This window comes from Azoarcus indigens (assembly GCF_004361735.1).
Lineage (GTDB): Bacteria > Pseudomonadota > Gammaproteobacteria > Burkholderiales > Rhodocyclaceae > Azoarcus > Azoarcus indigens.
Map to the genome: position 1 here is coordinate 110,645 of NZ_SNVV01000002.1, position 16,734 is coordinate 127,378.

The window sequence follows — 16,734 nt, forward strand, 5'->3', positions numbered from 1 at the left end:
CGCTATGTCAGCGGCGGGGTGAGTCTGGTGTCGCCGTGCGCCAGCCGGTCAGGCGGCGCGGGCCAGCGGCGGCCGCAACAGGCTGTCGGGCTCGCCTTCGATGGCGGTGACGAGGTAGGGCGGCGGCAGGACGCCGGGCTCTATGGGGGCGGCGAGGTTCAGCGCGGGGAAGAGGGCATGCAGGCAACCGGCGTGGCAGCTGGGGCAGTCGCCATCGAAGACTTGGCCGTCGCCGTCGGGATCGCCGTCGTCGCTGTGGCCGGCCTGCGCCTTGTGGTCGTGGTGGCCGAAGTGCTGGGCCGCGGCGGCGTCGCGCTCATGCATGCAGTACGCCGCGACGGCCGTGGTGGACCATTGCAGCGGAAAGACGAGGGCGAGGACGAGCAGCCAGATGCGCATGGAGCGGCATTCTATGCGAGAACGCGCCGGCACGCGCCGCGAAGCGGCCGGGCCTCCGGTTCGGCGAGAGGGCGGGGGGGCTCCGGCGGGCGGCGCTGGCCGGTGTCCGTAGGGGCTGCGCTCATCCTCATCCGCCTGCGGGTGTGCGCCGGGAGTGCGTGCCGCGTTGTTCCTCCCCGCTGGCGCCAGCCGTGAGCCTCAGACCCGGTAGCCTTCCTCCGCCAGCACCTGCCGCACCGCCGGCCGCGTCAGCATGCGGCGGTAGTGGGCTTCGCAGTTGGGCGGCAGGGGAATGTCGCTGCGGCTGGCCCAGAACTCGACGTAGAACAGTGCCGCATCCGCGATGGAGAAGCGGCCGGCGGCGTAATCCTGCCCGGCGAGCAACTCTTCCACGATGTCGAAGCCCTGGATCACGATCTCCCGCCCGCGCGCCTTCACCGCTTCGTGCTCGGCGGCCGAGGCGGCGAACTTCTCGGTGGTGAAGATGCGGGCGAAGCCCTGGCCGTGCAGGGTGCCGACGGCGTAATCCATGATTTCCAGCACCCGTGCCTCGCCGTCCGCATCTTCCGGCAGCAGGCCCTTCTTCGGCTTCTGCCGCGCCAGCCACCAGGCGATGGCCTGGAAGTCGGTGAGGGCGCGGCCGTCTTCGCGCACCAGCGTGGGGATGGTGCCCTTGGGGTTGAGGGCGCGATAGGCCGGCTTGTCCTGGTCGCCGGCGAGCAGATTGACGATGTAGACCTCGAACAGCATCTCCAGCTCTTCGAGCAGGATGTGTATGCCGGTGGAGCAGGAGCCGGGCGTCATGTGGAATTGCAGCGGCATGGGGCGTGGTCCTCGGAATCGGGGTGGATGGGGTGGGCATGGCCGGCGCAAACACCGTGCCGGGCACCGCCGTGCCATTGCCGCCGCGTCGGCCGGGAGAAGGCGACGGGTGTTGTCGCCTCCGGGTGGCGGCGATGTGCGACATGCGACGGCGCGGGGCCAGCGGGCGGTGGCCCCGGGGGCTGCGAGGAGGCGGTCTAGAGGCGGTCTGGAGACGGCGCGGGGGCGGCGGCGAGGTTACCGGCCGGGGCCTGGCGTTACCCTGCCCGCTGACGTCGATCGGCTGCTCTCAAGTCCGGCGCAGAGATGGTCGTTAATGGGCCGGACACGGGGCATGGAGCATGCCTGCGCTGCCGGTCCGCTTAACCCATATCGGGTAGGGCCGGGCTGAGGCCCATGTCCTTGGAGTGCCACAACGCATGATCTAGATTCACTATGGCATTGCCCAGAAAACAAGACAGGGCAGGCAGGCGGCACCATACAGGGGGAGCCATGCGCAACAACCAGCCAGTGACGAACGTCGAAACGCCGGTGCCGGACGGGCGTTTCATATATAGCCGCACCGATACCCAGGGCCAGATCCTCGAGGCCAATGATCTCTTCGTCGAACTGTCGGGATTCTCCCGCGAGGAGTTGATCGGCCAGCCGCACAGCATGGTGCGCCATCCGGACATGCCCAGCGAGGCCTTTGCCGACCTCTGGCGCAGTCTGAAGGCCGGGCAGCCGTGGAACGGCTACGTCAAGAACCGGCGCAAGGATGGCGGTTATTACTGGGTGCGCGCCTTTGCCTCGCCGGTGCGCGAGAACGGCCAGGTCGTGGGTTACGAATCGGTACGCCGGCGGGCCGACCCCGCAGTGGTCAAGAAGGTGGATGCGGCCTATCGCAAGCTGCGCGCCGGCGGCCGTGGCCAGAGGGTGGAGAACGGCAGGGTAGTCAGCGGCAGCATACTGGGCAGCCTGGGCAAGATGTCGCTGGGCGCGCGTTTTCTCGCGGGCATGTTGACCATCCTCGTGCTGTTGCTGATGGCCGGTACGGTGGCCATGCTGGGGCTGGACGAAGCTCGGGATGCGCTGGGCAGTGCCGCTGGCGAGGCCGAGGCGAACCGCATCGCCGCTGTCGCCACCTGGCTGGCCTGCTTGCTGGTACTGGTGCTGGCGGTGATGGCCTACCTCCAGTTCGGCGTGGTGCAACGGCTGGTGAAGGACCTCAAGCGCTTCGAAGACGCGGTGGCCGCGACCCAGCGCGATGGCGACCTGCGGCGGGTGGTGGACGTGGACCGGCGCGACGAACTCGGCCGCGTCGTCGATGCCTTCAACGCCATGATGGCCAATGTGCAGGCCATCATGATCAAGATCCGCGGCGCCGCCGGCGAGGTCTGCCGGCAATCCGACTCCCTGGCCCACACCAGCGAACAGGTGGCACATGGCGCAACCGCCTCCAGCGAGGCGGCGTTTTCCACCACCGCGGCGGTGGAGCAGGTCACCGTGGCGATCAACGAGGTGGCGGAGCATGCGCGCACTGCCGCCGAGGCGGCCAGGGAGTCCAGTTCGCGGGCGGACGAAGGCGAGGGCACCGCTGGCCGCGCGGCGCAGGAGATATCCCGGCTGGCGGAAACCACCGCGGCCACCGCGACAACGATGGAGAAGCTGTCCCGCTCGTCGGAGGACATCGGCCGCATCGCCACCGTCATCCGCGAGATTGCCGAGCAGACCAATCTGCTGGCCCTGAACGCGGCCATCGAGGCCGCCCGCGCCGGCGAACAGGGTCGGGGTTTCGCGGTGGTGGCGGACGAGGTGCGCAAGCTCGCCGAGCGCACCTCCCAGGCCACCTCGGAAATCTCCGGCATCCTCGACGCGCTGCGCGAGGAGACCCGGCGCGCGGTCGATGGCGTGCGCCGCGGCGACGACCAGGTGAAGAGCGGCGTCGCCCTGGCCGAATCGGCACGCGGCGCGCTCGGCTCCATCCGCGATGCCACCGAGCGCTGCCTGCTGCTGGTGGGCGACATCGCCAACGCGACCAACGAGCAATCCGCCGCCGCCACTTCCATCTCGCAGAACATCGAGAACATTGCGCAGATGGCCGAGGAAAGTGCCGAGGCGGTCGCCAGCATGGCGGACTCTTCCAGGGCCCTGGCCGGCGTGTCTTCGGCATTGAACGAGGCGATTTCGCGGGTGCAGATCTGATCCGGCTGGGAGGGCGGGAAGATGGAGCGGCTCAATTTCCTGCACCTCACCGACCTCCACCTCGGCGTGGCCGGCATGCGCGAGCTGTGGCCGCGGGTGGAGCGCACGCTGCGGGACGATCTCAGCTTCCTCATCAAGGAAGCCGGCGGGCTGGACCTGGTCTGCTTCACTGGCGACCTGACGCAGCAGGGCAGGAAGGAAGAGTTCGCCCAGGTCGGCTTGTTCCTCGCACGCCTCTGGGAGCACTTCGGCAAGCTGGGCCAGCGGCCCTGCCTGGTGGCGGTGCCCGGCAACCACGATCTGGTGCGCCCTCCCGAGAAAGACCCGGTGTTGCTTACCTTGACCCGGCTGTGGGCCGACCCCATGGTCGGGCCGGAGTTCTGGAGTGATCCGCAAAGCCCGTACCGCCACCTGATCGAGGACGCCTTCGCCAATTACCGCGAATGGTGGGAAGGGCTGCAGCTTCCCCGCCTCCCGGAAGGGACGGCCGAGGCCATGCTGCCGGGTGATTTCGCCGTCACCTTCCAGAAGGGCGAGCTGAAGATCGGCATCCTCGGCCTCAACACCGCCTTCCTCCAGCTCAAGGGCGACATGGATGAAGGATCACTGGCGCTCAATCTGCGGCAGTTCCACGCTGCTTGCGGCGGCAATGGCCCCGAGTGGGTGCAAGGGCACGACGCCTGCCTGCTGATGACCCATCACCCCGCCAGCTGGCTGCGGCCGGAGGCGCGCAACGACCTCGAAGGCGAGATCCATTACCCGCCGGAATCCTTCGCACTGCACCTCTTCGGCCACATGCACGAGGCCGATCTGAGCGCCCTTTCCGTTGGCGGTGGCAGCGAGCGGCGGCGCCTGCAGGGCACTGCCCTGTTCAGCCAGGAGGGGTGGACGAAGATCGACAGCCGCCAGCGCACCTGCGGTTACACCCTGGGTAGCCTCAGCTTCGATCAGGCCGGCGCCGGCCTGCAACTGTGGCCACGCAAGGCCCTGCGCGGCGCCGGCCGCAACTGGGACATCAAGGTGGACCACGAGCGTTTCGAGATTCCCAAAGGTGGCGAGGCGACGCGCATCATGCCGCTGCGGCTGCCGGAGAAGAACGCTGGCAGCGCCGGGTCCCCGCCGCCGGTGGGCGTGCGGCCCGCCCCAGCCGCGACGCGACGCAAGTACGCCGGGCTGGTGGGGCCGGCCAACTTCCGCGAAGTGCATAACCTGCTCGCCGAACTGCTCACCAAGTCCGACCTGCAGTCGCCGGTCCGCATCAAGAACATCGCGCTGGACATGGAGATGACCTGGGCGCTGATCCGCGACGACATCATGTCGCGCCGCTGGGGCAAGCGCCTGGAGTGGCGCACGCTGATGGTGGATGGCCGCGCCAAGGCCATCACTCAGCTGCGCAATGCCGGCTCGCTGATCTCGCCGCAGATGGCCAGGGCGCGGGAGACGGAGATCGGCGAGTTCTGCGACGGCAAGGCGCAATACATCGAGGAGCACAACTTCGGCTTCGCCTGCCGCGTCTATGCCGAGGCGCCGCTGATGCACGGTTTCCTGGTGGACGACCGGATTCTTTTCGTCGGCCTGTGCTCCAATGACGGCAAGGCCTGGACGACCTCGCCTTACATCCAGTTCATCCGCAACCCGGAGAAACGCAGCGAGCTGGACGGGGACATCGCCAGGCATTTCATCCAGGTCTTCGAAGGCTGGTTCGATGCCCACTGGAACGCGCCGGCAGCGCGCCGGGTGTGGCCGCACGAATCCATCCAGGCGCCGCCCGGCTGAGCGGCGGGGGCAGGCGGCAGGGGAGAACGAGGTGAGGGCTTTGCAGATCTGGGGACACCGCGGTTGCCGCGGGCTGGAGGCGCCGCCGGAGAATTCCCTGCGCGCCTTCGCCGCCGCCATCGCCCAGGGCGCGGATGGCATCGAGCTGGACGTGTTCCTGACCCGCGACCGCCAGCTGGTGGTCTTCCACGACGAGACGCTGGAGCGCCTGTCCGACGGCCGCGGCGCCATCTCCGCCGCCACCCGTGCCGAGTTGCACACGGTGCGGCTCAAATCCGCCGCTGGCGAGCTTACCGAGCAGGGCATTCCCACGTTGGCGGAGGTGCTGGACCTGGTCGAGGCCTGGCGGCGGGATGCGGCGGACAGCGCGCGCGCCGCGGCCTTTGTCGTCAACATCGAAACCAAGGGCCGCGGCATCGCCCGGCATGTGGCGCGCGAAGTGAGCCGGCGGGTGGAGGCTGGCTGGCACTACGACAACTTCCTCAACAGCTCTTTCGATCTGGCCACCCTGGCGGAGATGCGCGAGCTGCTGCCGGCGCTGCCGATAGGCGCGCTGTTCGAAGGCCCGCTGGGGCGGCCGGCGGCGCCGTGGGATCTGGGGCTGGAGGAATTGCAGCGCTGCCTGCGGGAGAGCGCCGCGCTGCGGCCGGATACGGTGAACGTCACGCTGCCCTCGCTGTGCCTGCCCGGCGCGGTGGAGTTGATCCGCGCCAGTGGTGCCAGGCCGGTGGCGTGGACCGCCGGCGAACGTCCGCCGCAGTCCCTGCCCGCGGAGGAAGCCCAGGCGCTGATGCGCTTTCTGCTGGAGCGGCAGATCGTGCTGATCACCGATTTCCCTGGCGAGATGCGTGCCCTGGAGCGCAACTACCGCTTCCGCGCCGGGCGCTGAAGCGGCGCCTCCTTATTAACCCGGCAATCAAATAAGAAAGACCGTTTGCCCAGAGACTGTCGAAGGGCGTCGCGGGGAACGGGCTTCGACAGGCTCAGCCCGAACGGCTGTTGTGTATTCAACTGCCGGGTTAATAGGCCGCGCGCTGCCAGGCCGGTTCGCCCAGCACCCAGGTGGCGGCAACACAGCGGTCGTCCCCCAGCGTCATCAGCACGAAGAGCCGCTCGGCGAGGCTGTCGGCATGCGCCGTGCGGCGGGCCAGTAGCGGGCTGGCGGCCGGATCCAGCACCACGAAGTCGGCCTCCTTGCCGGGCAGGAAGTTGCCGATTTCGCCGTCGAGGTAAAGGCTGCGGGCGCCACCGAGGGTGGCGAGGTAGAAGGCGCGCTCCGCCGACAGGCTGCTGCCGCGCAGCTGCTGCACCTTGTAGGCCTCGCCCAGGGTCTGGAGCATGGAAAAGCTGGTGCCGCCGCCGACGTCGGTGCCGAGGCCGACGCGCATGCCCAGCGCGTGGGCGCGGTCAAGGTCGAACAGGCCGGAGCCGAGGAAGAGGTTGGAGGTGGGACAGAAGCTGGCGGCGGCGCCGGTGGCGGCCATGCGGTCGCGGTCGTCGTCGTCCAGCCAGATGCAGTGGGCATAGACGCTGCGCTCGCCGAGCTGGCCGTAGCGGTCGTACACATCCAGGTAGCTGCGCGCCTCCGGGTAGAGCTCGGCCACCCAGGCCACCTCGCCCTGGTTCTCGGCGACGTGGGATTGCAGGTAGACGCCGGGATGCTCCGCGTACAGCCGGCCGGCCAGCGCCATCTGCTCCGGCGTGGAGGTGGGAGCGAAGCGCGGGGTGACGGCGTAGCGCAGGCGATCCACGCCGTGCCAGCGGCGGATCAGCGCGGTGGAGTCGAGGTAGCCCTGCTCGGCGGTGTCGCGCAGGTAGTCCGGGCAGTTGCGGTCCATCAGCACCTTGCCGGCGATGAGGCGCATGCGCCGCGCCCGGGCGGCGCCGAACAGTGCGTCCACCGACCCCGGATGCACGGTGGCGAAGGCCATTGCGGTGGTGGTGCCGTTGCGCAACAGCTCGTCGCAGAAGAAGGCGGCCACCTCGCCCGCGTAGGCCGGATCGGCGAAGCGTGCTTCGGTGGGAAAGGTGTAGCGCTCCAGCCAGGCGAGCAACTGCTCGCCGTAGCTGGCGATCATGTCGGTCTGGGCGTAGTGGACATGGGTATCGACGAAGCCGGGCAGGATCAGCTTGCCGCGCAGGTCTTCCACCGGCGTGCCGGCTGCCAGCTGCGGCAGCAGTTCCGCCGCCGGGCCGGCGGCCTCGACGCGGCCGTCGCGGACCAGGAGCAGGCCGTCCGGGAAGTGGGCCAGCGCTGCCGCGCCGGCATCGGCGGGGTCCGCGAGGAAATGGACGACTTCACCGCGAACGGCGCGCAGGGGCTGGGTCATGATGGCGAGGGCTGATTGTTAACAATCTGGAATATAGGTTGCTGACAATCGGCCCGCAAGCGCGCGGGCAGCCGGTCCCGATGGCCGGAGCGCATCGCCAGCCCGCCCAGCCTACACGGTGAAGCGGGCTACCGCAGCGCTCATTTCCCGCGCCATCGCTTCCAGGTCGCTCACCGCGGTGGCGGTGCGGCCGACCGCCTCGGCGCTCTCGTCGCTGGAGCGGGCGATGGTCTCCACCTGGCTGGCAATGGTGTCGCTGGCAGCGGCCTGCTGGCGCAGCGCGGTAGCAATCTCGGCGCTCACCTCCGCCACCTGGCCGGCACCGTCGCGGATGCGCACGATGGCACCGCCGGCTTCCTGCGCCAGCTCGGCGTCCTGGTTCACCTCGGCGACCATGCGGCGCATGTCCGCCACCGCCACCCGGGCGCTGGTCTGGATCTCGCCAATCTGGGTGCCGATCTCCTGGGTGGCGCCGGAGGTGCGCTCGGCCAGCTTGCGCACTTCGTCGGCCACGACGGCGAAGCCCCGGCCCTGTTCGCCGGCGCGGGCGGCCTCGATGGCGGCGTTCAGCGCCAGCAGATTGGTCTGGTCCGCCACCTCGCGGATGACCTTGACGATGTCGCTGATGCGGTCCGACTGCTCGCCCAGCATCTCCACCTTGGTCGCCGCCTCGCGCACGGTGGCGGCGGTGGCCACCATGCCGGCGGAGGTGCGTTCGATCACGCCGCCGCCTTCCTCCGCCAGCCGCGCCGATTCCTCGGTGATGGCCTGGGTGCGCTCGGCGTTCTCGCGCACATGGTTGATGCTGACGGTAAGTTCTTCGATGGAGCTGGCGACGGTGGCGGTGGAGCTGTTGAGCACGCCAGCGCTCTGGTTGATACGCCCCATGGCGCTGCCGACCTCGGCGGAGGCGCTGCCGATGCGGTTGGCGTGGGTATTGAGGCTGGCCACCAGCTGCTGGAATTCCGCCAGCATGCGGTTGAGGGATTCGCCGGTGCGGGCGATCTCGTCGCTGCCCTGCACCTGCACCCGGGTGCGCAGATCCCAGTCGCGGCTGATCCGGCCTATGGTCAGCTGCAGCTCGTTCACCGAGCCGCTCACCCGGCGCACGATCAGCACCGCCAGCGCCGCCACGATGATGACGATGACGCCGATGAAGGCCGCAAGGATGTTGCGCACGCTGGTGTACTCGGCGGCGGATTCGGCGATGCTGCGCTGCAGTTCGCTGCTTTGCTCGTCGCGCAGCCTCTGCACCAGCTTCTCCAGACTGTCGTTGAAGGCGCTGTCGTAGCCGCTGGTGGACGCATCCACCACCTTGCCGGATTCCGGCTCGTTCACCATGAACTCGTTCAGCGCCAGGCGGTAGCGCTCGCCCAGGGCGGCGTGCTCCTGCAGCAGGGTGTCCAGCTGGGCGGTGTCGCGGTCGGCGCTGTAGAAGTTGCCGATGAGCACGCCAAGGCGGTCGCGTACCTCCGCCTCGCGGTCGGCGAAGCCTTTCAGGTGGCGGCCGAAGGCCAGGGCGTCATTACCGCGCAGCAGCAGGTTCTTCCACTCCAGCACCTGGCCCTGAAAAGCTTCCAGGGCGGAAGTGGCGGTGAGCATGTCGGTGGAACCCTGCTGCACGGTGACGAAGCTGCCCTCCAGCCGCTGGTTGAAAGCCGCCAGCTGGAGCAAGGCGAAGGCGCCCACCAGCAGCAGGCCGGCGCAGGCCAGGGAGCCGAGGGCGATGAGGCGGGAATTGACTGAACTGAACATGGGCCTCTCTGAAAGTCTTCCAGGAATATTTGTACCAACGCCTAACGGCGCGCCGGGCTGCGACTTTAGTCTTAGGTGCAAAGGCGGGAAGCGGCGCGCGAAAAGGTTTGCCAAGCTTACGGGATGCACTCGATATTACGAATAATTCTTATTAAAAAAGCGGTCGTTCCGCGTCCAGGACAGACCGTGACCGTTTCCGACCCCGCCATTCCCCGCCAGGTTGCACAGCTCTATACCGGCCATCACCGCCTGGCTCTTCTCCTGGCTGCGCAGCCGCCCGGATTGCCAGGAGCAGGTGGCGGACCTCACCCACGAGACCTTCTGCGCGTCCTCAGCACCGGCGCCGGCGCCATCCGGCTGCGCGAGCCCCGCGCCTGCCTGGCCACCATCGCCCGCGGCCGGGCGGTGGACCTATGGCCGCGGCGCGACCTGGAGCGCGCCTACCGGGAGGCGCTGCAGCGGGGCCTTCAGGCTGCAGGGCAGCGTCCGCAGCGACCGCAACGCCCATCTACAGGATCTGCTGCATCTGCCGGACGGCCGCAGCCGCCTCCTGCTGGCCGTATCGACTGGAGTCCTTGCTACGGCCTGGTGGATCTCGGCCTGTACTGGGACACAGGCCTCCCCGGCGGGCAAGCGCTCAGGCTGGCGCTGAATGAAGACCTATTACGACCGCAGCCGTTTTGCCGCTGGAAACACTTGCTCTGGGGCAACGAACGGCGGGCGGCGCTGAACGCGCCGCTCCGCTTCTGAGACGCGGAAATGGCGCTGAAGCCCAATACCGGCACGGATTTGCTGCGATGCAAAGAAACGCTGTACAGCGCACCTACAATGGGATACAAGCTGACAATGATTCGCATTTAGTATCCGCCCAACCGGCCGGCTCCTTGTCACGCCGGCGGGTCGGACGCAAGGAGCAGAGGGCTGCCGGAGGCCCGTTTCAGGAATGGAAAGCGCGGCGTTCCGCGCTTGCCTTCATTCAGGACCAAACAAGAACATGAGTACTTCCACTCACTTTGTCTTTTTCGCCGACCACCGGCCATGGCTGAACGTCAGCCTGCGCTCGGTCATGGCGCTCTTCGGCGGCTACGGCCTCGCCTCGATGGTCGCCGCCACCCTGGCCGTCGGCCTGCCGCTGCCGCGCCCGGACGCGGTGATGACCGCCATCATGCTGGCCTTCCTGGTGCACATGCTTGCCGCCCTGTGGGTGTTCGGTGCGGCAACCCTCACCCGGGCCGCCGCCGGCCTCGCCATGCCGGCCGCATTGCTTGGCCTGTGGTTGTGGCTGCTGCCGGTGGGAGCTACGGCATGAGGTTCGACAAACCCCGTCATTTCCGCCAGTCGATGTCCTGGCTCCACACCTGGGCCGGGCTGGTGCTGGGCTGGCTGCTGTTCGCGGTGTTCGTCACCGGCACGCTGGCCTTCTTCCGCAACGAGATCACCACCTGGATGCAGCCTGAGCTGCACAGCGCCCGCGACGACGGCCACGGCCTGGAACGCGCGGTCGCGGTGCTGGAGCGCAAGGCGCCGGACGCCCAGCAGTGGAGCATCAACCTGCAGGGGCCGCGCAGCCCGGTGATGAACCTGAGCTGGCGCGAAGCGCCGGCCGCGGGCGAACGCCGCAGCGCCGGCCGCCGGGGCGAAGAGGGCGGCGATGCGGATTCCGGGCTGGAGCCGCCTGGCGGCCCAGCCGGCCGCGGCGAGGGTCATCGGGCCCAGGACATGCAGCGCGAAGGGCGCGGCGATCGGCCGGAAGGCGCCCGTGCTGAAGGCATGCAGCGCGAGGGGCGTGGAGCAGGCGGCCGTGCAGAAGGCGGCCGGGGCGAGGGCATGCAGCGTGAAGGCATGCGCGCTGACAACGCTCCTCGCCAGGAAGCCCACACTGGCGGCGAACGTGGCCCGGGCAGCGCACGGCCGCAACGCGGCGGCGAAGGCCGGGAAATGGCGATGGCCGCGCCCCAGGCTGAACCGGCCCAGGCTGAGGCCCGCCAGCAAGGCGGCCAGCAGGCGCAGAACCGCCTGATCATGGACCCCGCCACCGGCGAGATCCTGCAGCCGCGCCAGACCGCCGGCGGCAACTTCCTCTACCGTTTCCACTTCGAGCTGTACGGCATGGACCGGCTGACCGGCCGCTGGATCGTCGGCATCGCCACCATGTTCATGTTTGTCGCCATCATCAGCGGCGTCATCGTGCACCGGAACATCTTCAAGGACTTCTTCACCTTCCGGCCGGGCAAGGGCAAGCGTTCCTGGCTGGATGCGCACAACGCCACCGGCGTGCTGGCCTTGCCCTTCCACGTTGTCATCACCTTCTCCGGTCTGCTGCTGCTGGGCTTCCAGCTGATGCCCGCGGCGGTGCTCACCGCCTACGACGGCGACACCCGGGCGATGGCGCAGGAGATGCGCGGCCGCGGTAACGCCAACGCGCCGCTGCCCAGGCCCAGCGGCGAGAAGGCCGCGCTGACGCCGCTGGCGCCGCTGGTGGCCGAAGCCGAGCGGGAATGGCCGATGCAGGGCGTGGGCGCCATCACCATCACCAACCCGGGCGACGCCCGCGCCACCATCGAAATCCGCCAGGCGCGCACCGAAGGCTTGAGCAGCCGCGGCGCCGCCCGCCGCATGGTGTTCGACGGCGTCACCGGCGAGGTGCTGGAGCGCCCGCCGGTGGCTGAAAGCTCGGCGGCGTCCTCCGCCTGGAACCTGATGACGGCGCTGCACATGGGCCGCTTCGCTTCCTCGCTGCCGCGCTGGCTGCTGTTCGCCTCCGGTGTGCTCGGTTCGCTGATGGTCGCCAGCGGCCTGGCGATGTGGGTGATCGCCCGCCAGAAGGATAGGGAGGCGCTGGGCCGCACGCCGCGCGGCCATCGCCTGGTCGAGGTGCTGAACGTGGCGGCGGTGTCCGGCCTGCTGATCGCGATCGCCGCCTACTTCTGGGGCAATCGCCTGCTGCCGGCCGATCTGGCCGAGCGCAATCTTTGGGAGATCCGGGTGTTCTTCTCCGTCTGGGCGCTGGCCGCGCTGCATGCCATCGTCCGCAAGTACAAGGCCGCCTGGGTGGAACAGCTGACCCTGGCCGGTGTGCTGGCCATGCTGCTGCCGGTGCTGAACGGCGCCAGCGGCGGTGTGCACCTGGGCCACAGCCTGGGCGCCGGCCAGCTGCAGGTCGCCTGCTTCGACGCCTGCGCGCTGGTGCTGGGCGCGCTGCTGATGTTTGCCGCGCGCAAGGTCAGCCTGCATGTGCCGCGCGCCAAACCGGGCACCAAGTCCAGGCCGGCGGGCGCGTCCAAGGCGAAGAAGGCGGAAGCGGTGGATGAGCTGGCCGCCGGCCTGCCGGTTGCCCTGAAGACGGAGGAAGCATGATGGACTTCCTCGTATTCGCCATGGCGCTGGCCGGTTTCAACGCCCTGTGCGTGAGCATGGAGCGCCACGCCAAACAGGTGGTCGGCCATGCGCCGGACGAAACCAAGCGCCGTGGCTTCAGCGCGCTGGGCTGGGCGTTGCTGGCGCTGGCGCTGGCGCTGGCGGTGTACTACCACGGCGCCTCCATCGGCACCGCGGTATGGTTCGGCCTGATGACGGTCGCCGCCTTCATCGTCGGCCTGCTGCTCAGCTACCGCCCACGGCCGCTGCTGGGCCTGGGCGGCGCGGCGCTGGCAGTGGCCTTGCTGCTGCTCGTGTGAAGGAAAAGGCTCGTCAGGGAAGCTTGCCGCTGCTGAGCTGACTGCTGGATGGAAAAAGGGCCGCGTTTGCGGCCCTTTGCTTTTTCCTGGCAACGCCGACGCAATCAGGCATCCGGCCGATACGGTTTGCCCAGCGACAGCGGCGAATTCAACCGTATCGTCGCCGGATTGCGCGAGATCGCCACCAGCACCACGATGGTCGCCAGATAGGGCAGTGAGGACAGGAACTGGGAGGGGAAGTCGATCTGCAGCCCGGCACCCTGGACGAAGAGCTGCGACACCATGACGCCGCCGAACAGGTAGGCGCCCAGCATCACCCGCAGCGGCCGCCAGGTGGCGAACACCACCAGCGCCAGCGCGATCCAGCCGCGGCCGGCGACCATGCCTTCCACCCACATCGGCGTGTAGAACACCGACAGGAAGGCGCCGCCGACGCCGGCCATGGCGCCGCCGAAGGCCACTGCCAGGTAGCGGATCAGTACGACCGGATGGCCGATGGCGTGCGCTGCCGCCGGCGACTCGCCCACTGCCCGCAGCACCAGCCCGGCGCGGCTGCGGTAGAGGAAGTACAGCACCGCCCAGAACAGCGCCCAGGAGGCGTAGACCAGCGCCTGCTGGTTGTAGAGCGCCTCCCCCAGCAGCGGGATGTCGGCGATGAAGGGCAGGCGGATCGGCGGCACCGCCGGCAGCGCCAGCGATTCGTAGGGCTTGCCGACGAAGGCGGCGAGGCCGACGCCGCAGATGGCCAGCGCAAGCCCGGAAGCCACCTGGTTGGCCTGCAGGGTGATGGCGAGGAAGCCGAACACCAGCGCCATCGCCGCGCCGGCGACCAGCCCGGCGAGCACGCCCAGCCAGGGGCTGCCGCTGTGATGGGCGGTGGCGAAGGCGGCCACCGCGCCCACCGCCATCATGCCTTCGGCGCCGAGGTTGAGGACGCCGGCGCGTTCGTTCACCAGCAAGCCCAGCGCGGTCAGGATCAGCGGCGTGCCGGCCACCACGGTGGCGAACAGTACGGCAGTGAAGAGATTGCCTTCCATGCGGTTCCCGGTAGGAGTCTGTGGTTGCGAGAGGTGGAGGTTCAGGCGCCCGCGGCTTCGCTGCCGAAGCGCAGCCGGTAGCGGATGAACACGTCGGCGCCCAGCAGGAAGAACAGCAGCAGACCCTGGAACACCAGGGCGATGGAGTTGGGCAGGTTCATGTACTGCTGCACCTGCTCGCCGCCGATGTAGAGCAGCGCCATCAGCAGGCTGGCGAGGAAGATGCCCAGCGGGTGCAGGCGGCCGACGAAGGCGACGATGATGGCGGCGAAGCCATAGCCCAGGCTGAGCTTGTCGGTGAGCTGGCCCATCGGCCCGGCGACCTCGGCCATGCCGGCAAGGCCGGCTGCGGCGCCGCCGCACAGCAGGCCGGTCCAGATCGTGCGGCGGGCGGAGAAGCCGGCGTAGCGGGCAGCGTCCGGCGCTTCGCCCGCCACCCGCATGCGGAAGCCGGCGTGGCTGCGGTACATGAACACATAAGCGGCCACCAGCGCTGCCAGCGCGAACAGCAGGCCCAGGTGCAGCCGGGTGCCGTCCACCAGCACCGGCAGCAGGGCGGCGTCGGCGAACATCACCGTCTGCGGGAAGTTGAAGCCCTGCGGGTCCTTCCACGGCCCGAACACCAGCCAGGAGACCAGCAGCTGGGCGACATATACCAGCATCAGCGACACCAGGATCTCGTTGGCGTTGAAGCGGGTCTTGAGCCAGGCGGGGATGGCCGCCCAGGCCGCGCCGGCCAGTGCGCCGCCCAGCAGCATGCCGGGCAGCACCAGCGCGCTCTCGCTTTCCCCCGCCCACAGGGCGATGCCGGTGGCGCCGACTGCGCCCAGCATGAACTGGCCTTCGGCGCCGATGTTCCAGATGTTGGCGCGGAAGCCGATGGCCAGCCCGGTGGCGCACAGCATCAGCGGCGTGGCCTTGAGCAGCAGCTCCGAGAGGCCGTAGAGATCCTTCAGCGGGGCGATGAGGAAGAGCCGCAGCCCTTCCGCCGGATCCTTGCCGAGCAGGGCGAAGAGCACGCCGCCGGCCGCCAGGGTGAGCACCGCCGCCAGCAGCGGCGACAGCCAGGTCATCAGGCGCGAGGCCTGCGGGCGGGCTTCCAGCCTAAGCATGGGCGGCCTCCCCGGCGGTATTCGGCGCACTGGTTCCGGCGCCCGGCCACAGCCCGCTCATCCACAGCCCGATCTCTTCCATGCTGGCCTCGCCGATGTCGCGCGGCGGCGACAGCCGGCCCTGGGCGATGACGGCGATGCGGTCGCAGATCTCGAACAACTCGTCCAGCTCCTCGGAAATCACCAGCACCGCGCAGCCGCGGTTGCGCAGGTCGATGATGGCCTGGCGGATGAAGGCGGCGGCGCCCACGTCCACGCCCCAGGTGGGCTGGGCCGCCACCAGCAGCTTCGGCGCCTGCAGGATCTCCCGGCCCATGATGAATTTCTGCAGATTGCCGCCGGACAGCGACTGCGCCGCCGCGTCCGCGCCGCCGCCGCGCACGTCGAAGGTGGCGATGCAGCGCTCGGCGAAGGCGCGCGCCTTGCCGCGGGCGAGGAAGCCGGCGCGCACCAGGCCCTGGCCGCGGGCGGCGGTGAGCAGGCCGTTGTCCACCAGCGGCAGCGCCGGTACCGCGCCGCGGCCCAGGCGTTCCTCCGGCACGAAGCACAGGCCCAGCCGGCGGCGCGCGCCGGCGGACAGGCGGCCGGCCTCGGCGCCGCAGATCTGCACCGGATGCTTTTCCGCCAGCCGCTCCTCGCCGGAGATGGCGCGCAGCAACTCCTGCTGGCCATTGCCGGAGACGCCGGCGATGCCGACGATTTCGCCGGCGCGCACCTCCAGGTGGAGGTCGCGCAGGTCCACGCCGTAGGGGTCGTCGCTGGCGTGGGAGAGGCCGGCCAGGCGCAGGCGTATCTCGCCGCCGCCCTGGGCGGGGCCGTGTTCGCAGTGGGGCAGGTCCTTGCCTATCATCATCCGCGCCATCGAGGCCGGGGTTTCCTCCGCCGGCCGGCAGTGGCCGCTGACGCGGCCGCCGCGCAGCACGGTGGCGCTGTGGCAGAGGGCGCGGATCTCGTCCAGCTTGTGGCTGATGTAGAGGATGGAACAGCCCTCGGCGGCGAGCCGGCGCAGGGTCTCGAACAGCTTCTCCACCGCCTGCGGCGTCAGTACCGAGGTGGGTTCATCCATGATCAGCAGGCGCGGCTGCTGCAGCAGGCAGCGCACGATCTCCACCCGCTGGCGCTCGCCCACCGACAGCGCATGCACCGTGCGCCGCGGGTCCACCGGCAGGCCGTAGCGGGCGGAGACTTCCTCGATGCGGCGGGAGAGCTCGCGCAGCTCCGGCCGGCCGGGCAGGGCGAGGGCGACGTTCTCCGCCACCGTCAGCGTCTCGAACAGGGAGAAGTGCTGGAACACCATGCCGATGCCGAGTTCGCGCGCATGGGCGGGGTCGCGCACCGTCACCGCTTGGCCTTCCCAGCGGATTTCGCCCGCGCTGGGGCGGGTGACGCCGTAGATGATCTTCATCAGCGTCGATTTGCCGGCGCCGTTCTCGCCCAGCACCGCATGAATTTCGCCGGGGGCGACGGCGAGGTCTATGCCGTCGTTGGCGACCACGCCAGGATAGACCTTGCGGATGCCGTGCAGGGCCAGCCGGGCGGTGGGCGGCAGGCTGCTAGTCGTCATGGATTGTTGTGCTCCGGAGGGCCGACAGGGGAAACGAACGGGCGCGGCCGGGCGGCGGAACTGCGGCGGCCAGCGTCC

At 69.4% G+C, this 16,734-nt stretch carries 14 protein-coding genes; 7 read left to right on the plus strand and 7 right to left on the minus strand.

The features are described 5' to 3' along the window. Window positions 1–48: 48 nt before the first annotated feature. On the minus strand, window positions 49–399 hold the full coding sequence (locus tag C7389_RS24790) for a DUF2946 family protein (protein ID WP_162851650.1): 351 nt from the start codon (window positions 397–399) through the stop codon (window positions 49–51). A gap of 198 nt (window positions 400–597) precedes the next feature. After that, on the minus strand, window positions 598–1,221 hold the full coding sequence (locus tag C7389_RS03385) for a glutathione S-transferase family protein (RefSeq protein ID WP_133588377.1): 624 nt from the start codon (window positions 1,219–1,221) through the stop codon (window positions 598–600). 492 nt (window positions 1,222–1,713) lie between these two features. Between C7389_RS03385 and C7389_RS03390 the strand changes: the two genes are divergently transcribed. Genes C7389_RS03390 through C7389_RS03400 form a run of 3 tightly spaced genes read left to right on the plus strand, consistent with a single transcriptional unit; the run spans window position 1,714 to window position 6,070 of the window. Then, window positions 1,714–3,405: a methyl-accepting chemotaxis protein gene (locus C7389_RS03390; protein WP_133588379.1), complete on the plus strand. Its 1,692-nt coding sequence runs from the start codon at window positions 1,714–1,716 to the stop codon at window positions 3,403–3,405. 21 nt (window positions 3,406–3,426) lie between these two features. Beyond that, complete coding sequence (locus C7389_RS03395) at window positions 3,427–5,181, plus strand: metallophosphoesterase family protein (protein WP_133588381.1); 1,755 nt, start codon at window positions 3,427–3,429, stop codon at window positions 5,179–5,181. Between the two features lie 31 nt (window positions 5,182–5,212). Further along, window positions 5,213–6,070, plus strand: coding sequence for a glycerophosphodiester phosphodiesterase (locus C7389_RS03400; RefSeq protein ID WP_162851651.1), 858 nt, complete (start codon window positions 5,213–5,215; stop codon window positions 6,068–6,070). Between the two features lie 130 nt (window positions 6,071–6,200). Here the strand turns inward: C7389_RS03400 and guaD are convergent, their stop codons facing one another. Both guaD and C7389_RS03410 read right to left on the minus strand, forming a co-directional pair. After that, complete coding sequence (gene guaD, locus C7389_RS03405) at window positions 6,201–7,511, minus strand: guanine deaminase (protein ID WP_211168166.1); 1,311 nt, start codon at window positions 7,509–7,511, stop codon at window positions 6,201–6,203. Window positions 7,512–7,622: 111 nt separating this feature from the next. After that, entirely contained in the window at window positions 7,623–9,266 is a 1,644-nt protein-coding gene (locus C7389_RS03410; RefSeq protein WP_133588387.1) for a methyl-accepting chemotaxis protein, read from the minus strand. A 186-nt stretch (window positions 9,267–9,452) separates the two neighbouring features. On the opposite strand from C7389_RS03410, the gene C7389_RS03415 reads away from it, so the two are divergent. From C7389_RS03415 to C7389_RS03430, 4 genes are all read left to right on the plus strand, one after another. Further along, window positions 9,453–10,016, plus strand: a complete 564-nt coding sequence (locus tag C7389_RS03415) for a hypothetical protein (RefSeq protein ID WP_133588389.1) — start codon at window positions 9,453–9,455, stop codon at window positions 10,014–10,016. 244 nt (window positions 10,017–10,260) lie between these two features. Further along, window positions 10,261–10,575 (plus strand): hypothetical protein, encoded by a 315-nt coding sequence (locus C7389_RS03420; protein WP_133588391.1) that lies wholly within the window; start codon window positions 10,261–10,263, stop codon window positions 10,573–10,575. Further along, entirely contained in the window at window positions 10,572–12,623 is a 2,052-nt protein-coding gene (locus C7389_RS03425) for a PepSY-associated TM helix domain-containing protein (RefSeq protein WP_133588393.1), read from the plus strand. Before C7389_RS03420 ends, C7389_RS03425 begins: the two co-directional genes overlap by 4 nt. Beyond that, the gene (locus tag C7389_RS03430) at window positions 12,620–12,943 is read left to right on the plus strand and encodes a DUF3325 domain-containing protein (protein ID WP_133588395.1); all 324 of its coding nucleotides are present in this window, start codon (window positions 12,620–12,622) and stop codon (window positions 12,941–12,943) included. Before C7389_RS03425 ends, C7389_RS03430 begins: the two co-directional genes overlap by 4 nt. 104 nt (window positions 12,944–13,047) lie before the next feature. On the opposite strand, the gene C7389_RS03435 is transcribed toward C7389_RS03430, so the two are convergent. The 3 genes from C7389_RS03435 to C7389_RS03445 are packed head-to-tail and all read right to left on the minus strand — an operon-like array spanning window position 13,048 to window position 16,656. After that, window positions 13,048–13,980, minus strand: coding sequence for an ABC transporter permease (locus C7389_RS03435; RefSeq protein ID WP_133588397.1), 933 nt, complete (start codon window positions 13,978–13,980; stop codon window positions 13,048–13,050). A 41-nt stretch (window positions 13,981–14,021) separates the two neighbouring features. After that, window positions 14,022–15,092, minus strand: coding sequence for an ABC transporter permease (locus tag C7389_RS03440; RefSeq protein ID WP_133588399.1), 1,071 nt, complete (start codon window positions 15,090–15,092; stop codon window positions 14,022–14,024). Further along, the gene (locus C7389_RS03445; protein ID WP_133588401.1) at window positions 15,085–16,656 is read right to left on the minus strand and encodes an ABC transporter ATP-binding protein; all 1,572 of its coding nucleotides are present in this window, start codon (window positions 16,654–16,656) and stop codon (window positions 15,085–15,087) included. Before C7389_RS03445 ends, C7389_RS03440 begins: the two co-directional genes overlap by 8 nt. Window positions 16,657–16,734: the final 78 nt, after the last annotated feature.

Bases quoted from the DNA above. Each gene is read 5' to 3' on its own strand.
- C7389_RS24790 (WP_162851650.1), bottom strand. From the start codon at position 399: ATGCGCATCTGGCTGCTCGTCCTCGCCCTCGTCTTTCCGCTGCAATGG.
- C7389_RS03385 (WP_133588377.1), bottom strand. From the start codon at position 1,221: ATGCCGCTGCAATTCCACATGACGCCCGGCTCCTGCTCCACCGGCATA.
- C7389_RS03390 (WP_133588379.1), top strand. From the start codon at position 1,714: ATGCGCAACAACCAGCCAGTGACGAACGTCGAAACGCCGGTGCCGGAC.
- C7389_RS03395 (WP_133588381.1), top strand. From the start codon at position 3,427: ATGGAGCGGCTCAATTTCCTGCACCTCACCGACCTCCACCTCGGCGTG.
- guaD (WP_211168166.1), bottom strand. From the start codon at position 7,511: ATGACCCAGCCCCTGCGCGCCGTTCGCGGTGAAGTCGTCCATTTCCTC.
- C7389_RS03410 (WP_133588387.1), bottom strand. From the start codon at position 9,266: ATGTTCAGTTCAGTCAATTCCCGCCTCATCGCCCTCGGCTCCCTGGCC.
- C7389_RS03420 (WP_133588391.1), top strand. From the start codon at position 10,261: ATGAGTACTTCCACTCACTTTGTCTTTTTCGCCGACCACCGGCCATGG.
- C7389_RS03425 (WP_133588393.1), top strand. From the start codon at position 10,572: ATGAGGTTCGACAAACCCCGTCATTTCCGCCAGTCGATGTCCTGGCTC.
- C7389_RS03430 (WP_133588395.1), top strand. From the start codon at position 12,620: ATGATGGACTTCCTCGTATTCGCCATGGCGCTGGCCGGTTTCAACGCC.
- C7389_RS03435 (WP_133588397.1), bottom strand. From the start codon at position 13,980: ATGGAAGGCAATCTCTTCACTGCCGTACTGTTCGCCACCGTGGTGGCC.
- C7389_RS03440 (WP_133588399.1), bottom strand. From the start codon at position 15,092: ATGCTTAGGCTGGAAGCCCGCCCGCAGGCCTCGCGCCTGATGACCTGG.
- C7389_RS03445 (WP_133588401.1), bottom strand. From the start codon at position 16,656: ATGACGACTAGCAGCCTGCCGCCCACCGCCCGGCTGGCCCTGCACGGC.